The sequence below is a fragment of the Actinophytocola sp. genome, from assembly GCF_035942955.1.
GTDB lineage: Bacteria > Actinomycetota > Actinomycetes > Mycobacteriales > Pseudonocardiaceae > DASYTH01.
Window position 1 is genome coordinate 1 of sequence record NZ_DASZCQ010000201.1, and the last position, 16,374, is coordinate 16,374.

A 16,374-nucleotide genomic window follows, 5' to 3' on the forward strand; every position below is an offset into this window, starting at 1 on the left:
AACCACCCACCCCGGCCCGCAACCCCCAAGCAACCCGACCCGAGGCCGCTCGCCGAAGGCGACAGGGCGGCCTTGCCCGAGCTAGAAAACACAGCCGCCGACGGCCAGCTCCACGAACAGCACCGTGCCGCTCGGCAGCACGTTGCGGAACAGCTCCACCGCGCCGAAAGCCTTGCGGTAGAAGGTGATCGCCGCGAACACGTCCCGGACGAACAGGTGCGGCGTGAGCGCGTGCGGCCGGCTCATGCCGTCGACCTGCGCCGGCCGTCCAGCAGCCCGGCATCGGCCGCGACCTCGACCAGGCGGGCCATCAGCCCGGTCTCCCGCCGCGCCGCGGTCCGGCCGAGCGGGGTGAGCCGGTAGTAGCGCCGGCGGGCGTCGTGTGGCTCGCCGCTGCTCCCGCCGGCGACCTCCTCGACCAGCCCGTCGGCCACCAGCCGCGCGATCGTGCGGTACAGCGTGCCCGGTCCGAGCCGTACCGCGCCGCCCGTGACCTCCTCGACGAACCGCATCACCGCGTACCCGTGCGCCTTCCCGCCCGCGAGGGCGAGCAGCACCTGGAACCCGGCCGGGGTGAGCGGAGGGGGGTTGCGTTCCGCCATGTCCGGAATATACAGTCCGATCTCATTATACCTGATATGGATATACTCAATCTGGATAGGAGAGCGGAATGATCAGCGGCGTGAACCAGGTCGTACTGACCGTCGACGACCAGGAGCGGGCCAAGAAGTTCTGGTCGGAGACAATGGGTTTCGAGGTCGTGGAGGATTCGCCGTACGGCGACGAGCGGTGGATCGCCGTGCTCACCCCGGACGGCCACACCCGGCTGGTGCTTTCCCTGCGCCGCCCCGAGGAGCCGGCCCGCACGGCCCCGGGGGAGCAGCTGCCCAGCTCCAACGTCATGTTCTACGCCGACGACGTGGAGGCGGCCTACCGCGAGCTGACCGAGCGCGGCGTCACGTTCACCACCCCGCCGAGCAAGCAGTTCTGGGGCTGGTGGTCGGTGTTCGAGGACTCCGAGGGCACGCGCTACGCCCTCGGCCAGAAATGGGGGACTACGACAGAGCGTCGGTGATCCAGTCGGCGACCGGGAGGCCGCGGTTGATGCACTCGGCGGACAGGCGGATGGTCCAGCGGAGAGCCTGGACCATGAGGGTGGCCATCTCGTCGGGGGCGGCGTTGGTGAGCGCGATCTCGATGTGGGCGCGGGCGGCGTCGGTGTCGCCGTGGACCTCGGCGAGCAGGGTGCGGACGGCGGTGCGGACCGGGGGGTCGGCCTCGTCGATCGGGACCTCCTGGCCCTCGTCGTCGTAGACCTGCATGCGAACCGGGGTGGTGCCGCCGGAGCCGAGCGCGGACACCATCGTGCTGCACTCGCGGAACAGCAGCAGCATCAGCTCCCGGGCGTCGGTGTGGCTGTGCGGCGAGGAGCGCACCGCGTCGGCCACCCCGTCCAGCGCCCCCTCGTCCTCCCCCGCGTGCATCGCGGCCAGCGCCCTGCTGGCGGCGGCGATGAGGCGCCGCTGCCGCTCTGAGTGCGGGTCCACCGCCCCATCTTCCATCAGCCCGACCCGAATGGGCGCGTCCATTCGGGGAATCTTGTGGTTACCCGGAGTGGATCAGGCTGTCCGAACTGGCCTCTACCGCGGCGGCCAGCGCGGCCAGCGCCATCCTGCGCAGCAGGCGGGCCATCTGCTCGCGGTCGAGGCGGCGGCTGTGCGGGGTCGAGTTGATCAGGCCGAACACCGCGTGTGCCGCGGCGCGGGCGGTGGGCTCGGTGGTGCCGGGCACGGCGGCGTGGATCGCGTCGACCCAGACCTCGACGTAGCGCCGTTGCAGGGCGCGCACCCGGCGCCGGTCCGGGTCTGTGAGGTTGCCGAGGTTTCGCTCCTGCACGGTGATCAGCGCCGGGTCGTCGAGCGCGAAGTCCACGTGGAAGCGCACCAGCTCGCCGAGCGCGGCAGCGGGCGTTTCCGACTGCTCCACCCTGGCCAGCCCGCCGGCGAGCAGATCCTCGCTGATCGCGGTCAGCATCTCCCCGAGCATCGCGTCCTTGCTGCGGAAATGGCGGTACAGCGCGGGTCCGGAGATGCCGACGGCCGATCCGATGTCGTCGATGCCGACGCCGTGGAAGCCGTGCCGCGCGAACAGGTCGGCGGCCGCGGCGAGGATCTGCTCCCGGCGGGTTGGGGTTGCTGGCATCGTTCCATCGTAGCCGTCCGGTTAGCGAACGCTAACTGTGTTGACGCGGTTGCGCGCTAAGCAATCGCGCCGGCAGGGCCGGCTTCTCGGGTTGCGCTCGGCTTCGCTGATCGGTGCCCTGCCACCGCGATCGCGTGCCTTCGGCCCGGGCGCGCTCGATGGTCGCCCTGGCTGCCGCGCCTCGATCTGGCATGTCGGTTGGGTGAATGTTTCACCGACTACTTCCGGTTTGGGAAATGCCCTGGTACTGATGGGTATACCTGACATCCAACGGAGGTTGTCATGCGTACCCTGCTGATTTCCCTGCTCTCCGTTTCCCTTCTCACCTTCGCCCTCGTCGCCCCGGCCGGGGCCGCTCCGCTCGCCGTGAACTACGTCGCCCTCGGCGACTCCTACGCGTCGGGCACCGGTGCCGGCAGCTACGGCGACAGCGGTTCGTGCCTGCGCAGCGCGAACGCCTACGCACCACTGTGGGCCAGCTCGCACGGTGCGACGCTCTCCTTCGTCGCGTGCTCGGGCGCCGAGACCGCCGACGTCCTCAACGGCCAGGTCAACGCGCTGAGCGCGGCCACCAACCTGGTCACGATCTCCATCGGTGGCAACGACGCCGGGTTCTCCGACGTGGTGATCACCTGCACGACCGGCTCGGACAGCACCTGCGTCAACCGGGTCAACCAGGCACGGGCGTTCGCGCAGACCACCCTGCCCGGCCGGCTGGACGCCGTGTACTCCGCCATCCGCAGCCGGGCGCCGTCCGCGCGGGTGGTCGTGCTCGGCTATCCGCGCCTGTTCAGCGCCGGCTTCTGCTGGTGGTTCAGCACCACCAAGCGCAACGCCGTCAACGGCGCGGCCAACGAGCTGTCCACCATCATCGCGGCACGGGCGGCGGCTGCCGGGTTCACCTACGAGGACACCAGGGACAACTTCGCCGGCCACGAGGTGTGCACGTCCGCGCAGTGGATCAACGGCATCAACCTCGGCAACCTGGTCGAGTCGTACCACCCGAACGCGTCGGGCCACTCGCGTGCCTATCTACCCGCGCTCAACGGGGTGACCGGCTGACGGTCGACCCGGCTGGACGCTCACGTTAGTCGCCGCTAACATTGGTTTAGTTAACGGCGACTAACGTGAGCGGAGCGAGATGGACGCACCCGTCCTGCGCACCGAGGCCGACCCGGCCGACCCGGCATACCAGCGCTACCTCAAGGAGCACTCGGCGCTTGTCGAGGATCTGCGCGCCCGCCTTGCGGTGGCCCGGCAGGGCGGCCCGGAGAGGGCCAGGGCGCGGCACGTGGAGCGCGGCAAGCTGCTGCCCAGGGACCGGGTGGACTCCCTGCTGGACCCCGGCTCGCCGTTCCTCGAGCTGTCCCCGCTGGCCGCGAACGGCATGTACGACGACGAGGCGCCGGCCGCCGGCATCATCACCGGTGTGGGCCGGATCTCCGGCCGGGAGTGCGTGATCGTCGCCAACGACGCCACGGTGAAGGGTGGCACCTACTACCCGCTGACCGTCAAGAAGCACCTGCGCGCCCAGGAAGTCGCGCTGCACAACAACCTTCCGTGCGTGTACCTGGTCGACTCCGGCGGGGCGTTCCTGCCAAGGCAGGACGAGGTGTTCCCGGACCGGGAGCACTTCGGACGGATCTTCTACAACCAGGCCACCATGTCCGCGCGCGGGATCCCGCAGATCGCCGCCGTGCTCGGCTCGTGCACCGCGGGCGGCGCCTACGTCCCGGCGATGAGCGACGAGGCGGTCATCGTGCGCAACCAGGGCACGATCTTCCTCGGCGGGCCGCCGCTGGTGAAGGCGGCCACCGGCGAGGTGGTCAGCGCCGAGGAGTTGGGCGGGGGCGACGTGCACGCGCGCACCTCCGGCGTCACCGACCACCTGGCCGACGACGACCCGCACGCGCTGCGGATCGTGCGGTCGATCGTCAGCACGCTCGGGCCCCGGGTGCCGCGCGCCTGGCAGGCGGCGCCGGTCGAGGACCCAGTGGTCGACCCGGCGCAGCTCTACGGCGTCGTGCCCACCGACTCCCGGACGCCCTACGACGTGCGCGAGGTGATCGCCCGGATCGTGGACGGCAGCCGGTTCCGGGAGTTCAAGAAGGAGTACGGCGCCACGCTGGTCACCGGGTTCGCCCGGATCCACGGCCACCCGGTCGGGATCGTCGCCAACAACGGCGTGCTGTTCAGCGAGTCGGCGCTCAAGGGCGCGCACTTCATCGAGCTGTGCGACCAGCGCAGCGTTCCCCTGGTGTTCCTGCAGAACATCACCGGGTTCATGGTGGGCCGCGACTACGAGGCCGGCGGCATCGCCAAGCACGGCGCGAAGATGGTCACCGCGGTGGCCTGCGCGCGGGTGCCGAAGTTCACCGTGGTGATCGGCGGCTCGTTCGGCGCCGGGAACTACTCGATGTGCGGCCGGGCGTACTCGCCGCGGTTCCTGTGGATGTGGCCCAACGCCCGGATCTCGGTGATGGGCGGCGAGCAGGCCGCGTCGGTGCTGGCGACGGTGCGCAGGGACCAGATCGAGGCGTCCGGCGGCGAATGGTCCACAGAGGACGAGGAGTCGTTCAAGGACCCGATCCGCCAGCAGTACGAGGACCAGGGCAACCCGTACTACTCGACGGCCCGGCTGTGGGACGACGGGGTGATCGATCCGCTGGACACGCGGACGGTGCTGGGCTTGGGGTTGTCGGTGGCGGCCAACGCGCCGCTCGAGCCGGTCCGTTACGGCGTCTTCAGGATGTGATCGGGTTGTTCGACAGCGTTCTGATCGCCAACCGCGGGGAGATCGCGGTTCGGATCATCGACACGGTGCGTCGGATGGGGATCCGCGCGATCGCCGTCTACAGCGACGCCGACGCCGACGCCCGGCATGTGCGGGATGCGGACCTGGCCGTCCACATCGGACCGGCCGCGGCCCGGGACAGCTACCTGTCGATCGACCGGATCATCGCCGCGGCACGGGAGACCGGCGCGCAGGCGATCCATCCCGGGTACGGGTTCCTTGCCGAGAACCCGGCGTTCGCGCGCGCCTGCGCGGCGGCCGGGCTGGTGTTCATCGGGCCTCCCGCCGAGGCGATCGAGGCCATGGGGGACAAGATCAGGGCCAAGCGAACGGTCATGGCGGCCGGGGTTCCAGTGGTGCCCGGCCGAACCGAGCCCGGACTGTCCGATGCGGACATCGCGGCGGCGGCCGCGGAGATCGGGTTTCCGGTGCTGCTCAAGCCGTCCGCGGGCGGCGGGGGCAAGGGCATGCGGCTGGTGACCGAGGCGGCCGGGCTGCCCGCGGCGATCGAGTCGGCGCGGCGGGAGGCGCGTGGCGCGTTCGGCGACGACACCTTGCTGGTCGAGCGGTTCGTGCAACGGCCGCGGCACATCGAGATCCAGGTCGTCGCGGACCGGCACGGCAAGGTGGTGCACCTCGGCGAGCGCGAGTGCAGCCTGCAGCGCCGGCACCAGAAGATCATCGAAGAGTGCCCGTCGCCGCTGCTGACCCCGGACATCCGGGAGCGGATGGGCGCCGCCGCGGTCGACGCCGCCCGCTCCGTCGGCTACGAGGGCGTCGGCACGGTGGAGTTCATCGTGTCGGCGGACCGGCCGGACGAGTTCTTCTTCATGGAGATGAACACCCGGCTACAGGTCGAGCACCCGGTGACCGAGGAGGTGACCGGGATCGACCTGGTCGCCGTCCAGCTGCACGTCGCCGCCGGCGAGCCGATCAGCTGGGAGCAGGGCGAGATCGAGCTCGACGGGCACGCGATCGAGGCAAGGGTGTACGCCGAGGACCCGGCCCGCGACTTCCTGCCGACCGGCGGCACCGTGCTGCTGCTCGACGAGCCCGGCGGGTTCGGCGTCCGGGTGGACTCCGGGCTGCGCATTGGTGCGGTGGTCGGCTCGGACTACGACCCGATGCTGGCCAAGGTGATCGCGTACGCGCCCACCCGCGACGAGGCGCTCGACCGGCTCGACCGCGCGCTCGGGCGCACCGTCGTGCTCGGTGTCCGGACGAACGTGGCGTTCCTGCGGGCGTTGCTGCGCGATCCGGACGTGCGGGAGGGAAAACTCGACACCCAGCTGGTGGAGCGCCGGCTGGCCGAGCTGGTGGCGGCCGAGCCGGTGCCGGACGAGGTGCTCGCCGCGGCCGCGCTCGACGAGCTGCTGTCCCTGCGGCCGGCCGGGCCGGTGATCGACCCGTGGGACGTGCCCAACGGGTGGCGCGTCGGCGGCGCCGTCGGCACGGCGTTCCGGCTGGACTGTGTCCTTCCCGCCCCGCCAACCCCTGCCGGCCGGCAGGTCACCGTGCGGGTCGCCGGCGGACCGGAGGCGGCCTCGGTGAGCGTCGACGGTGCGGAACCCGTTGCGGCCGCGGCAATCTGGGACGGCGACGAGCTGGTGCTGACCTACGGCGGCCGCCGGACGAGGTTCCTGCGGGCGCTGGACGCGGCCACCGACACGCTGTGGCTGGCCGCCGACGGGAGGTCCTGGGCGGTGGCCGAGCACTCCATGCTGGAGAGCGGTTCGTCCGCCGTGGCGGCCGGTGGGCCGCTGACCAGTCCCATGCCCGGCACCGTGCTCGAGGTCAAGGCCGCGCCCGGCGACCGGGTCAGGGCCGGCGCGCCGCTGCTGATCGTCGAGGCGATGAAGATGGAGCACACCATCACCGCACCGGTGGACGGCGTGCTCACCGAGCTGAATGTTCAGGCGGGACAACAGGTCGCGCTGAACCAACCCCTGGCCGTGGTCACCCCGTCGGAGGAGCCGTCATGATCGACTTTCGTCTCGATGAGGAGCACGAGGCGCTGCGCAAGACCGTGCAGGAGTTCGCCCGCGAGGAGGTGGCGCCGGTCATCGGCGACTTCTACGAGCGCGAGGAGTTCCCGTACCAGATCGTGGCGAAGATGGGCCGGATGGGCCTGTTCGGGCTGCCGTTCCCGGAGGAGCACGGCGGCATGGGCGGCGACTACTTCGCGCTGTGCCTCGCGCTCGAGGAGCTGGGCCGGGTCGACTCGTCGGTGGCGGTGACCCTGGAGGCCGGCGTTTCCCTCGGGGCCATGCCGATCTACCGGTTCGGCACCGATGAGCAGAAGCGGCGCTGGCTGCCGGCGCTGTGCGCGGGCGAGGCGCTCGGCGGGTTCGGCCTGACCGAGCCGGGCGGGGGTTCGGACGCAGGCGCCACGCGCACCACCGCGCGGCTCGACGGTGACCAGTGGGTGATCAACGGGTCGAAGGCGTTCATCACCAACTCCGGCACGGACATCACCTCCCTGGTCACCGTGACCGCGGTGACCGGGACGGAACCGGGCGGGCACAAGGAGATTTCGACGATCATCGTGCCGTCCGGAACGCCGGGCTTCGCGGTGTCCAAAAAGTACTCCAAGGTCGGCTGGAGCGCGTCCGACACGAGGGAGCTGTCGTTCACCGACTGCCGGGTGCCGGAGGAGAACCTGCTCGGCGAGCGCGGCAGGGGCTACGCCCAGTTCCTGTCCATTTTGGACGAGGGTCGGGTGGCGATCGCCGCGCTGTCGGTGGGTCTGGCCCAGGGCTGCGTCGACGAGTGCGTGCGCTACGTGCACGAGCGGGAGGCGTTCGGCCGCAAGATCGGGGAGTACCAGGCGATCCAGTTCAAGATCGCCGATATGGAGGCGCGGGTGCACACGGCCCGGCTGGCCTACTACGCCGCGGCCGCCAAGCTGGTCCGGGGCGAGCCGTTCAAGAAGGAGGCGGCGATCGCGAAGCTGGTCGGCTCCAACGCCGCGATGGACAACGCCAGGGACGCCACCCAGATCTTCGGCGGCTACGGCTTCATGAACGAGTTCCCGGTCGGCCGGTTCTACCGCGACGCCAAGATTCTCGAGATCGGCGAGGGCACCAGCGAGGTCCAGCGCATGCTCATCGCCCGCGAGCTCGGCCTGCGCTGATCCGGTCGGGCTAGGGGGAGCTACTCAACTTCACCGGGCCGCGGAACCCTTGCCGGCCCGGCGGTTGTCCCAGCCGCATGGACGACGTCGAGGAGCCGGCACCGTCCCGGGCAGGGGCCGCGGGATGGCACTGGGGCACGTGGGCGGCGGGCCTGGCCCTGCTGGGCGCGATCGGGCTGCCCTTCTCGTTCATCGCAGGCGGGCTGAGCGTCATGGCGAGCGACGCGTGCGGCAGCGCCGGCGCGCGGCCGATCTGTTCGCCGCCACCCAACGGCTCGTCGCGATCCTGCCGCCGGCGGGATGTGCCGCCGCCATCCTGATCTGCCTGGCCGGTGGCTGGCTCGCGGCGCGCCGGGCCTCGTCACCGCTGGTGTGGCCGGGCGTGGCGGTGGTCGTGTGGTTCGCCGCCCTCATCGGCACGTCGAGCATCGCCGGTGTGGACTAAATCGATAGGTCCAGACCATTTACAACGCGGGCGGGCGGAGCGACAATCGGCCGGCACTCCTTTCCTGCCGAGGAGGTCCCGATGCGCCGCGTGATCATTCCGCTGCTCGGCCTGGTGCTCATGATGGTCGCGCCGGTGACGCCGGCGCGGGCCGCGACCCCGCCGCAGGTGTACGGGGTCTGGCACTGCGGCAACGACGCGTGCATCTGGGGCGCGGTGCGGGATCTGGCCGAGTTCGACAGGCAGAACCTGCGGCCGGAGGACGTCGACGCGGGCGCGAGCATCGGGCTGTACCTCGGGCTCGCCATCGCCGCGATCTCCGTGCTGGGCGCGGTGTTCCGGGTGCCGTCGGCGGTCCGCCCGATCACCCAGGACGTGCCGCGCGGTGTTTTCTAGCTCGGGCTGTGTTTTCTAGCTCGGGCAAGGCCGCCGGGCGCTGTGCTTGTTAGCTCGGGCAAGGCCGCCGGGCGCCTCGGTGTTTTCTAGCTCGGGCAAGGCCGCCGGGCGCCTCGGTGTTTTCTAGCTCGGGCAAGGCCGCCGGGCGCCTTCGGCGCCGGCCTGGGGTCGGGTTGCTTGGGTGGTTGCGGGCCGGTGTGGGGGTCGGGTGTCGTGGGTGGTCGGCTGACGACGCCTGCGGGCAGGGGCTCGTTCCTCGCCCTGCCCTGGTCGTCGTGTGGCGGCCGCCCTCGCCAAAGATTTGCCGACCCCAGCGCAGTTGACCTCAGCGCAGTTGACCTCAGCGCAGTTTGAGCTCAGCGGAGTTTGAGCTCAGCGGAGTTTGATCTCAGCGGAGTTTCGGACGCGGCCTAGGTCGGAAGTGTGCCTAGGTCCAGGTTGGTGCCGGGTTTTCCCTTGCCGCGAACGGGAATCAGCAGGGCTGAGGCGGCGACGGCGGTCGCGGTGAGCGTGGCGACGGTCAGGATCGTGCCGATCGAGCCGTGCAGGAAGCCGACCGTGCCGATCTCGGCGAGCAGGCCGGTCCACAGCAGGGCGGCGACCCAGCGGTCGGTGGCCGCGATCCGCGACATGATGATCAGCTGGGCGATCGCGAGCACCGCGCCCAGCGTCGCGAACAGCCACAGCCAGCCGAGCACGGGGCGGTACTGGTCGCCGACCGCCAGCGGGAACAGCACGTCGCCGAGCAGCAGCACGCCGGCCACCTCGAGCACGCCGAGCCCGGCGAGCACGATGATCGACACGCGCAGCGCGGCCCGGCGCTGCCCGGCGACGGCCAGCCGGGGCAGCGCGATCATGGTCACCGCGTAGGGCAGCCAGATCGCCACCTTGGTGACCACGGCGCCGGCGCCGTAGTGGCCGGCGTCGGCGGCGGGCAGGTAGCGCTTGGCCAGCAACACGTCCGCGGTCATGATCGCCGCCATGGCCAGCATGGTGAGCGTGGCGTGCGCGACCTCCCGCGTGGCGGCGCGCGCCTGGGCGCCCTCGCGGGCGGCGATCGCCCGCCACGCCTGGCCTTTCACCGCGGCCGCCGCGGCGAACAGGGCCAGCCAGGCGCCGGTCGTCATGCCGGCCATGGCCGAGGCGGCGGTGCCGCCGGCCGCGAGCCCGGCGATCGCGCCGCCCACCCGGCCGGCCCCGATGATCGTGGTGGTGGTGGCCAGCCGCCCGAACAGGTGCAGACCCTGCGCCGCGCCCATCGGCGCCCCGCCGAGGGTCATCGCCGGCAGCGCGGCCACCAGGAAGAGCAGCGAGGGCACCGAGATCCGCAGCGTCAGGTGCAGCACCGGCAGCGCGACCGCCCCGATCACGGTGACCGCGACGGCCGTGCGCAGGCTCGCCTGACCGAGGCCGCCGCGCTCGCCCGCCGCCACCCGCCGGGCCAGCACCACCTGCACGGTGGCCGCCGGCACGTACCCCACCAGCAGCAGCCCGAGCAGCGCGGCCAGCTCGGCGTACCGCTCCGGGCCCAGCGTGCGGGTGCCGATCGCCACGAGCGCGTAGCTGAGCAGGTTCACCGCCACCGTCGCCAGCGTGACCGTGGCGGACGCGCTGAGCAGCGCCCGCATCCGGCCGGTGCGCTCGGAGGATTCGGTCATGGCGTCGGTCATGGTGCCCGGAACAGCACGTTGCTGACGTACCGGGGCCCGCCGAGGGTGACCGTGCGCAGGTAGCCGTGCAGGCGCGGGGCGACCTGGCGTTGGTGGGCGGCCAGGTCGAAGCCGGCGAGCGGCCGCCAGCCGTCGCGCAGCAGGATCTCGCCGGTGTAGCCGTGCTCGGTGAGGAAGGCGAGCACCTCGTCCACCGGGCCGCGGCGGTACTCCAGCTCGACCAGCAGCACGGGGCGGCTGCGGGCCAGGGTGGCCGTGGCGCCGCGCAGGGCCGCCAGCTCGGCGCCCTCCACGTCGAGCTTGATCATGGTGACGTCGGCGGGGGCGAGCTCGTCGATCGTGGTGGTGGCGACCTCGACGCCGCGGCCCCCGGCTTCGGCGCACAGGGAGGCCACGGCCTCGGTGCCCATGCCGGTGTCCGGCACCCAGAGCGTCTCCCGGCCGGCGTGATCGCTCGCGGCGGCCCGGACGACGCGGACGTTGCCGGGCGCGGTCTTCTCCAGCACCTGCGCCACGTTCGGGTTCGGCTCGAACGCGATCACCTGGTCGACCCGCTCGGCCAGGGCTCGGGACCAGGGCCCGTACCACGCGCCGACGTCGAGCGCGGTTCCGTGGTCTGGGCAGAAGTCGTTGAGCCGGCGCAGTTCCGGCTCGAACCGGTGATAGCTGCGGGCCACCGCGGCGGCGAACACGCGGTCGGGCACCAACCTCGACAGGGCGGACACCGCGGCCGTGACCGGGCGGGCGGGAAGCCTGCTGACCATGGCGGACGACACTACGCCGAGTGGACGCTTGCCCAGGTGTTACTCTCGGGTAATTTGTTGGGTCATCCGCATGACCCCGAGCTCAGCGTCGAGGAGGACCCTTGCGTCGCATACTGGGTTTCGTCCTACTCGGGTTGGGGGTCTTCGCCGTGGCGCTGGGGTTGCTGCTGCGGCTGTACGCCTATCCGCGGCTGGCCAAGGCGCCGCTCGACCCGAAGACCGTGTCGGTGGCCACCGGCAGCGGGATCACCGCGCTGGTGATCGTCCGGCAGAGCAACGGCGCCGCCCTGCCGGAGATCCGCACCAACCTGGACGTGACCGCCAACCGGTACGTGTCCGGCGACCTGACCCAGCCCGAGGTCGTCGAGGACGGCGACGTCGCCAGCTGGATCGAGGCCGTCGAGGTGGTCGACCAGAACGGCAACCTGATCCGGGCGACCGAGCGGCAGCTCTGCGTCGACCGCCGGACCAACGAGGCGGTCGAGAACTGCCAGATCCGGTACGTCAAAACGAAGACCGACTCCTCGTTCACCGGCGCGATCCGCGAGGACAACATCAACCAGCCGGGGCTGAACCTGAAGTTCCCGTTCGACACCGAGAAGCACGACTACGCCGTGTTCGATCTGTCCATTCGGGACGCCACCGACGCGCGGTTCGAGGCCGAGGAGGAGATCGACGGGCTGACCGTGTACCGGTTCGTGCAGGACATCCAGCCGCGCAAGCTCGAGGAGCGGGACGTGCCCGGCTCGCTGGTCGGCCGCAGCGAGCCCACGGTGAAGGCCGACCTGTACTACCAGGTCCGGCGCACCATGTGGGTCGAGCCGGCCACCGGGCAGATCATCAAGGGCTCGGAGGACCAGCGCCAGGAGCTCGTCCGGTCGGACCAGAGCCCCGGCCAGGGGACCGTGGTGTTCGGCGGGACGCTGACGTTCACCGACGAGACCGTGGGCAAGAACGTCGCCGACGCCAAGGAGAACCGGTCGAAGCTGTGGCTGCTGACCACGTTGCCGATCTTCCTGTGGATCGGCGGCGTGCTGCTGATCCTCGCCGCGGTGGCCCTGCTGCTGCTCGGCAGGGGCGGCAGCGGCGGGTTCGTGCAGGGCTCGACCCCGCCGCAGGAGCGCCAGCTCACCGGCGCCAGATGACCGCCGCCTACCGTTTCCGGAGCACCATCACCAGATTCCAGGAGGCGATTTCCCGCAGCACCGGAATATGCACGATCCAGGTGGCCCACCACGGATGATACCGGGGTAGGGCGCGGACCACCGTCACGTTTTCCGCGCGCCGGGCCCAGCGCAATGCCGCGCCCACGGTGAGCGGGAAGAGGGTCTCCCCGTAACGGTTTTTCGGCTCCCTGCCGTGCTTTCGCCGAAAACGCCGGCGAGCGTATCCGCCGCCGAGGTAGTGCCACGGCGCGGTCTCGTGCCCGCCCCACGGGGAGAACCATGGGGTGAACGACACGAACACCGTTCCGCCCGGCCTGGTCACCCGGACCATCTCGGCGAGCATGGCCTCCGGCTCGGCCACGTGCTCCAGCACGTTCGAGGAGTAGCAGATCTCCACGGATCCGGTCTGTACAGGCAGTTCCGTGCCGCTCGCGCGGACCATCCCGGTGCCGGGGCGCCCCCGCGCGGACAGCTCGCCGACGTCCGGGTCGACCCCGAGGTAGTGCGCGCCGGCCGCCCGGAAGGCGTCCGAGAAATAGCCCGGCCCGCCGCCGACGTCGAGCACGATCCGCCCGTCGAGCGGGGCGAACAGAGCGATTTGCCGAACCGAGTCGTCGGCCAGGGTCCGGTAGAAGTGGTCCGGGTCGGACTGCTCCCGAAGGAACGCTCGAAACAGGCGCACGGACCGGGCCAGGGTCGCGTCCCGGGGCCGTACTGAATCGATTACCTGACCATTACCTGCCATCGGCGGTATCGCTTTCTTAGGCAGTTTCGACTAGGTTCATACCGGTCGGTAACTTACCACTCGTCCGGCAGTCTGGAGACTTGATGAGCTCACGTCCGCACGTGTTGCTCCTCAACTGGCGGGACACCGCGCACCCGGAGGGCGGCGGCTCGGAACGGTACCTCGAGCGCATGGCCGAGGGGCTGGTGGGCCGGGGCTACCGGGTGACCATCCAGTGCGCGGCATACCAGGGCGCCGCCGCCGACGAGTGGCGCGGCGGCGTGCGATTTCGCCGGCGGGGCAACCGGTTCACCGTGTACCCGCGGGCGCTGCTCGCGGTCGCCGGGCTGCGGCCGGACGTGATCGTCGACGTGCAGAACGGGATCCCGTTCTTCTCCCGGCTGGTCGCGCGGTGCCCGGTCCTGGTGCTGGTGCACCACGTGCACCGGGAGCAGTGGCGCTCGGTGCTCGGCGACACGCTCGGCCGGCTCGGCTGGTGGATCGAGTCCCGGCTGGCGCCGTGGCTCTACCGCGGCTGCCGCTACCTGACGGTCTCCGAGGTCACCAGGGACGAGCTGGCCACGCTCGGGATCCGGCCCGAGCGGGTCACGGTGATCCGGCCGGGGCTGGACCCGCCGCCGCGGACGAGCGCCGAACCGGACGAGGACCCGACGCTGGTCGTCGTCGGCCGGCTGGTGCCGCACAAGCGGATCGAGCACGCCATCGACGCGCTGGCCCGGCTGTCCGAACGCTGGCCCAAGCTGCGGCTGGAGGTCGTCGGGCAGGGCTGGTGGCGGCCGAACCTGCTGCGGCACGCGGAGTTACGCGGCGTCGAGGACCGGGTGACCCTGCACGGCTGGGTGGACGAGCGGGACAAGCACGAGATCCTGGCCCGGTCGGCGGTGCACCTGTGCCCGTCGGTCAAGGAGGGCTGGGGGATCGCGATCATGGAGGCGGCCGCGCACGGGGTGCCGTCGGTGGCCTACCGCGCCGCCGGCGGGGTCTGTGAGTCCATTGTGGACAACAAGACCGGGGTGCTCGCCGAGGACTTCGAGGCCATGGTGCACCACATCGACCACCTGCTGCGGTGGCCGGCCTATCGCGAGGCGTTGGGCCGGGCCGGCCGGGACCGCGCGGCCGGGTACGGGTGGGAACGCGGGGTCGATCTGTTCGAGCGGGCCCTCACCGACGCCCGTAGTCGACCGCGCCGGCCCAGGGGTCGGGCTGCTGGACGTCGTCGAAGTTGATGCCCTTGTCCGGCGCCGAGCTCAGGGACACGGCGACCGTCACGCCGGTGGCGAGCGCGAGCCCGGCAAGAACCGCGGCGATCACACCGACTATCACTCGCACGGGTCTACTCCCTTGTCGGGTTCCGGTTGATGCGGGCTAATTTACCGGCCGGTAACCCCCACCACAACAGGGCCAGCACGACCACCGCCAGCGCCGCGAGGTCCGCGGCCAGCACCGGGACCCGCGGCGGGCCGGCGTCCGGGTACGGGGTGACCTCGCCGGGCAGCCGGTACAGCGACAGCCACGGCCCGCGGTAGGTCCGCTCAAGGGTGGCCAGCACCCGGTCGTCGACCCGGCCCGGGGTGCCGTGCTCGACCAGCAGCCAGCCGAAGCCCAGCCGGGTCAGGTCGCCGCCACCGGTCAGGGCCTGCCGCGCGGCCGCCGCGCGCCGGTCGTCACCGGGCAGCGGGCGGCCGTCCACCACGAGGGTGTCGTCGATGACGGTGGGGCGGGGCAGCGCCCGCCGCGCCGGGTCGAGCTGGACGCGCCGGTCGTTCCAGTCGAACCGCCGGAACGTCGACAGCGGCACGGCCAGCACGTCGCCGGGCCGCGGGTCGGCGGCGAGCACGGCCCGGACCCTTGCCCAGTCGTCCGGGTAGTCGACCGCGGCCAGCCGCCCCCAGCCGGCCCACGCCAGGTCCGGCATGATCACGATCGGCAGCGCCGCCGCGGCGGCCAGCAGGGCCCGGCGTGCCGCCGCGGTCCGCAGCACGTGCGCGGCCCGCTCGACGGCCAGCGCGAAGCCGAGGGCAAGGGGCAGCGCCCACCACGCCACCCAGCGCTGGCTGTCGCGCAGCAGCCCGGCGCCCGGCCCGTTGGCCATCAGCCAGCGCAGCACGGCCGCACCGACCGGGAAGGTGGGCAGCGCGGCCAGGGTGACGCCGAACGCGCCGAGCAGCAGGACGGCCCTGGCCGGCGCGACGCCCCAGCGGCTCGCCAGCACGCGGATCCCGAGCAGGGCCATGGCCACGACGGCCACCGTCATGACGGGCACGAGCGGGTTGTCCCGGCTGGCCGGGACGGTGTCGGCGTTCCAGATCCCGCCGAGGCCGAGCAGGCTGAGCACGGGCGTGCCCCAGCTCTCCGCCCGCGCGGCGAACGCGGTCACGCCGTCCGGTGTGGACGGTGTGGCGGCCGGCCCGAGCAGGCCGGGCACCAGCCACGGCGCGTTGAGCACAAGGGACACGCCCACGCTGAGCCGGATTCCCCGCTTGCCCGCGCTGACCACGGCGGTCCCGGCCGCGAGCACCCCGGCCATCGGGGTGAGCACCGCGGGCGCGCAGGCGATGATCAGCCGCGCGCCCGCCTTCGGCTTGCCGTGCCGCAGATCCAGCCCGGCCCGGGTGATCCATGGCAGGCAGGCGTAGGCCAGCAGCACCTGCCAGTGGCCGATGAACAGCCGCTCGGCGACGTAGGCGGTCCAGCCGTACGCGGTGGCCGCGACCACCCGGGTGGCGAGCGAGCCGGTCGGCACCAGCCGCCCGGCGCCGAGCGCCCCGGCGAACAGGGCGGCCGCCAGCAGGAGCTTCTGCAGGACGTCGCCGGGCAGCAGCCCCGTCGCCAGCGCCACCACCGCGTCCGACGGCACCGCGCGGGGCAGCAGGGAGCCGAGGCCCAGTGCGTCGGGTAGCAGCGACTGCCGGGGCACGAAAACCATGTCGTAGGTGAGCACGAAGCCGCGGCCGAGCACGGGGGCCAGCACGGCGAGGGCGAGAGCCGCGGCGACCGCGGGCAGGGCCGCCGCCCTCCCGGCAGCCCGGTGTCGTGAGTCTTTTGTGGTGCTATAACCC

18 protein-coding genes are annotated in these 16,374 nt (G+C 71.8%); 9 read left to right on the forward strand and 9 right to left on the reverse strand.

What is annotated here, in order from left to right:
* Window positions 1-81: 81 nt before the first annotated feature.
* Window positions 82-246, reverse strand: a complete 165-nt coding sequence (locus VGX25_RS19755) for a hypothetical protein (protein ID WP_326919312.1) — start codon at window positions 244-246, stop codon at window positions 82-84.
* Window positions 243-602, reverse strand: coding sequence for a PadR family transcriptional regulator (locus VGX25_RS19760; protein ID WP_326919313.1), 360 nt, complete (start codon window positions 600-602; stop codon window positions 243-245). The genes VGX25_RS19755 and VGX25_RS19760 overlap by 4 nt, the downstream gene beginning before the upstream one ends.
* A gap of 68 nt (window positions 603-670) precedes the next feature.
* Between VGX25_RS19760 and VGX25_RS19765 the strand changes: the two genes are divergently transcribed.
* Entirely contained in the window at window positions 671-1,075 is a 405-nt protein-coding gene (locus VGX25_RS19765; protein WP_326919314.1) for a VOC family protein, read from the forward strand.
* On the opposite strand, the gene VGX25_RS19770 is transcribed toward VGX25_RS19765, so the two are convergent.
* A complete protein-coding gene (locus VGX25_RS19770; RefSeq protein ID WP_326919315.1) occupies window positions 1,056-1,589 on the reverse strand; it encodes a hypothetical protein in 534 nt (177 codons plus the stop codon). The two genes, VGX25_RS19765 and VGX25_RS19770, sit on opposite strands and share 20 nt — an antisense overlap.
* A 16-nt stretch (window positions 1,590-1,605) precedes the next feature.
* The gene (locus VGX25_RS19775; RefSeq protein WP_326919316.1) at window positions 1,606-2,202 is read right to left on the reverse strand and encodes a TetR/AcrR family transcriptional regulator; all 597 of its coding nucleotides are present in this window, start codon (window positions 2,200-2,202) and stop codon (window positions 1,606-1,608) included.
* A 282-nt stretch (window positions 2,203-2,484) separates the two neighbouring features.
* Between VGX25_RS19775 and VGX25_RS19780 the strand changes: the two genes are divergently transcribed.
* From VGX25_RS19780 to VGX25_RS19805, 6 genes are all read left to right on the forward strand, one after another.
* Window positions 2,485-3,264, forward strand: a complete 780-nt coding sequence (locus VGX25_RS19780; RefSeq protein WP_326919317.1) for an SGNH/GDSL hydrolase family protein — start codon at window positions 2,485-2,487, stop codon at window positions 3,262-3,264.
* 79 nt (window positions 3,265-3,343) lie between these two features.
* Complete coding sequence (locus VGX25_RS19785; RefSeq protein ID WP_326919318.1) at window positions 3,344-4,957, forward strand: carboxyl transferase domain-containing protein; 1,614 nt, start codon at window positions 3,344-3,346, stop codon at window positions 4,955-4,957.
* Window positions 4,958-4,962: 5 nt separating this feature from the next.
* Window positions 4,963-6,978 (forward strand): acetyl-CoA carboxylase biotin carboxylase subunit, encoded by a 2,016-nt coding sequence (locus tag VGX25_RS19790; RefSeq protein ID WP_326919319.1) that lies wholly within the window; start codon window positions 4,963-4,965, stop codon window positions 6,976-6,978.
* Complete coding sequence (locus VGX25_RS19795; RefSeq protein ID WP_326919320.1) at window positions 6,975-8,129, forward strand: acyl-CoA dehydrogenase family protein; 1,155 nt, start codon at window positions 6,975-6,977, stop codon at window positions 8,127-8,129. Before VGX25_RS19790 ends, VGX25_RS19795 begins: the two co-directional genes overlap by 4 nt.
* A gap of 226 nt (window positions 8,130-8,355) precedes the next feature.
* Window positions 8,356-8,574 carry a hypothetical protein gene (locus VGX25_RS19800; protein WP_326919321.1) on the forward strand — a complete coding sequence of 73 codons (219 nt, stop codon included), beginning with the start codon at window positions 8,356-8,358 and terminating at the stop codon, window positions 8,572-8,574.
* 81 nt (window positions 8,575-8,655) lie between these two features.
* Entirely contained in the window at window positions 8,656-8,970 is a 315-nt protein-coding gene (locus VGX25_RS19805; protein WP_326919322.1) for a hypothetical protein, read from the forward strand.
* A 410-nt stretch (window positions 8,971-9,380) separates the two neighbouring features.
* On the opposite strand, the gene VGX25_RS19810 is transcribed toward VGX25_RS19805, so the two are convergent.
* Together VGX25_RS19810 and VGX25_RS19815 are read right to left on the reverse strand one after the other, a co-directional pair.
* A complete protein-coding gene (locus VGX25_RS19810; RefSeq protein ID WP_326919323.1) occupies window positions 9,381-10,628 on the reverse strand; it encodes a hypothetical protein in 1,248 nt (415 codons plus the stop codon).
* 8 nt (window positions 10,629-10,636) lie between these two features.
* Window positions 10,637-11,404, reverse strand: coding sequence for an FkbM family methyltransferase (locus tag VGX25_RS19815; protein WP_326919324.1), 768 nt, complete (start codon window positions 11,402-11,404; stop codon window positions 10,637-10,639).
* Window positions 11,405-11,505: 101 nt separating this feature from the next.
* Between VGX25_RS19815 and VGX25_RS19820 the strand changes: the two genes are divergently transcribed.
* Window positions 11,506-12,549, forward strand: a complete 1,044-nt coding sequence (locus tag VGX25_RS19820; RefSeq protein WP_326919325.1) for a DUF3068 domain-containing protein — start codon at window positions 11,506-11,508, stop codon at window positions 12,547-12,549.
* Window positions 12,550-12,556: 7 nt separating this feature from the next.
* Here the strand turns inward: VGX25_RS19820 and VGX25_RS19825 are convergent, their stop codons facing one another.
* Entirely contained in the window at window positions 12,557-13,252 is a 696-nt protein-coding gene (locus VGX25_RS19825; protein WP_326919326.1) for a class I SAM-dependent methyltransferase, read from the reverse strand.
* A gap of 146 nt (window positions 13,253-13,398) precedes the next feature.
* Here VGX25_RS19825 and VGX25_RS19830 point away from each other — a divergent pair, with 146 nt between their 5' ends.
* A complete protein-coding gene (locus tag VGX25_RS19830; RefSeq protein WP_326919327.1) occupies window positions 13,399-14,541 on the forward strand; it encodes a glycosyltransferase family 4 protein in 1,143 nt (380 codons plus the stop codon).
* Here VGX25_RS19830 and VGX25_RS19835 read toward each other — a convergent pair.
* Both VGX25_RS19835 and VGX25_RS19840 read right to left on the reverse strand, forming a co-directional pair.
* Window positions 14,477-14,644: a DUF2613 family protein gene (locus VGX25_RS19835; RefSeq protein ID WP_326919328.1), complete on the reverse strand. Its 168-nt coding sequence runs from the start codon at window positions 14,642-14,644 to the stop codon at window positions 14,477-14,479. The two genes, VGX25_RS19830 and VGX25_RS19835, sit on opposite strands and share 65 nt — an antisense overlap.
* A 4-nt stretch (window positions 14,645-14,648) precedes the next feature.
* Window positions 14,649-16,319 carry a hypothetical protein gene (locus tag VGX25_RS19840; RefSeq protein ID WP_326919329.1) on the reverse strand — a complete coding sequence of 557 codons (1,671 nt, stop codon included), beginning with the start codon at window positions 16,317-16,319 and terminating at the stop codon, window positions 14,649-14,651.
* Window positions 16,320-16,374 lie beyond the last annotated feature (55 nt).

Bases quoted from the DNA above. Each gene is read 5' to 3' on its own strand.
- VGX25_RS19755 (WP_326919312.1), bottom strand. From the start codon at position 246: ATGAGCCGGCCGCACGCGCTCACGCCGCACCTGTTCGTCCGGGACGTG.
- VGX25_RS19760 (WP_326919313.1), bottom strand. From the start codon at position 602: ATGGCGGAACGCAACCCCCCTCCGCTCACCCCGGCCGGGTTCCAGGTG.
- VGX25_RS19765 (WP_326919314.1), top strand. From the start codon at position 671: ATGATCAGCGGCGTGAACCAGGTCGTACTGACCGTCGACGACCAGGAG.
- VGX25_RS19770 (WP_326919315.1), bottom strand. From the start codon at position 1,589: ATGGACGCGCCCATTCGGGTCGGGCTGATGGAAGATGGGGCGGTGGAC.
- VGX25_RS19775 (WP_326919316.1), bottom strand. From the start codon at position 2,202: ATGCCAGCAACCCCAACCCGCCGGGAGCAGATCCTCGCCGCGGCCGCC.
- VGX25_RS19780 (WP_326919317.1), top strand. From the start codon at position 2,485: ATGCGTACCCTGCTGATTTCCCTGCTCTCCGTTTCCCTTCTCACCTTC.
- VGX25_RS19785 (WP_326919318.1), top strand. From the start codon at position 3,344: ATGGACGCACCCGTCCTGCGCACCGAGGCCGACCCGGCCGACCCGGCA.
- VGX25_RS19795 (WP_326919320.1), top strand. From the start codon at position 6,975: ATGATCGACTTTCGTCTCGATGAGGAGCACGAGGCGCTGCGCAAGACC.
- VGX25_RS19805 (WP_326919322.1), top strand. From the start codon at position 8,656: ATGCGCCGCGTGATCATTCCGCTGCTCGGCCTGGTGCTCATGATGGTC.
- VGX25_RS19810 (WP_326919323.1), bottom strand. From the start codon at position 10,628: ATGACCGAATCCTCCGAGCGCACCGGCCGGATGCGGGCGCTGCTCAGC.
- VGX25_RS19815 (WP_326919324.1), bottom strand. From the start codon at position 11,404: ATGGTCAGCAGGCTTCCCGCCCGCCCGGTCACGGCCGCGGTGTCCGCC.
- VGX25_RS19830 (WP_326919327.1), top strand. From the start codon at position 13,399: ATGAGCTCACGTCCGCACGTGTTGCTCCTCAACTGGCGGGACACCGCG.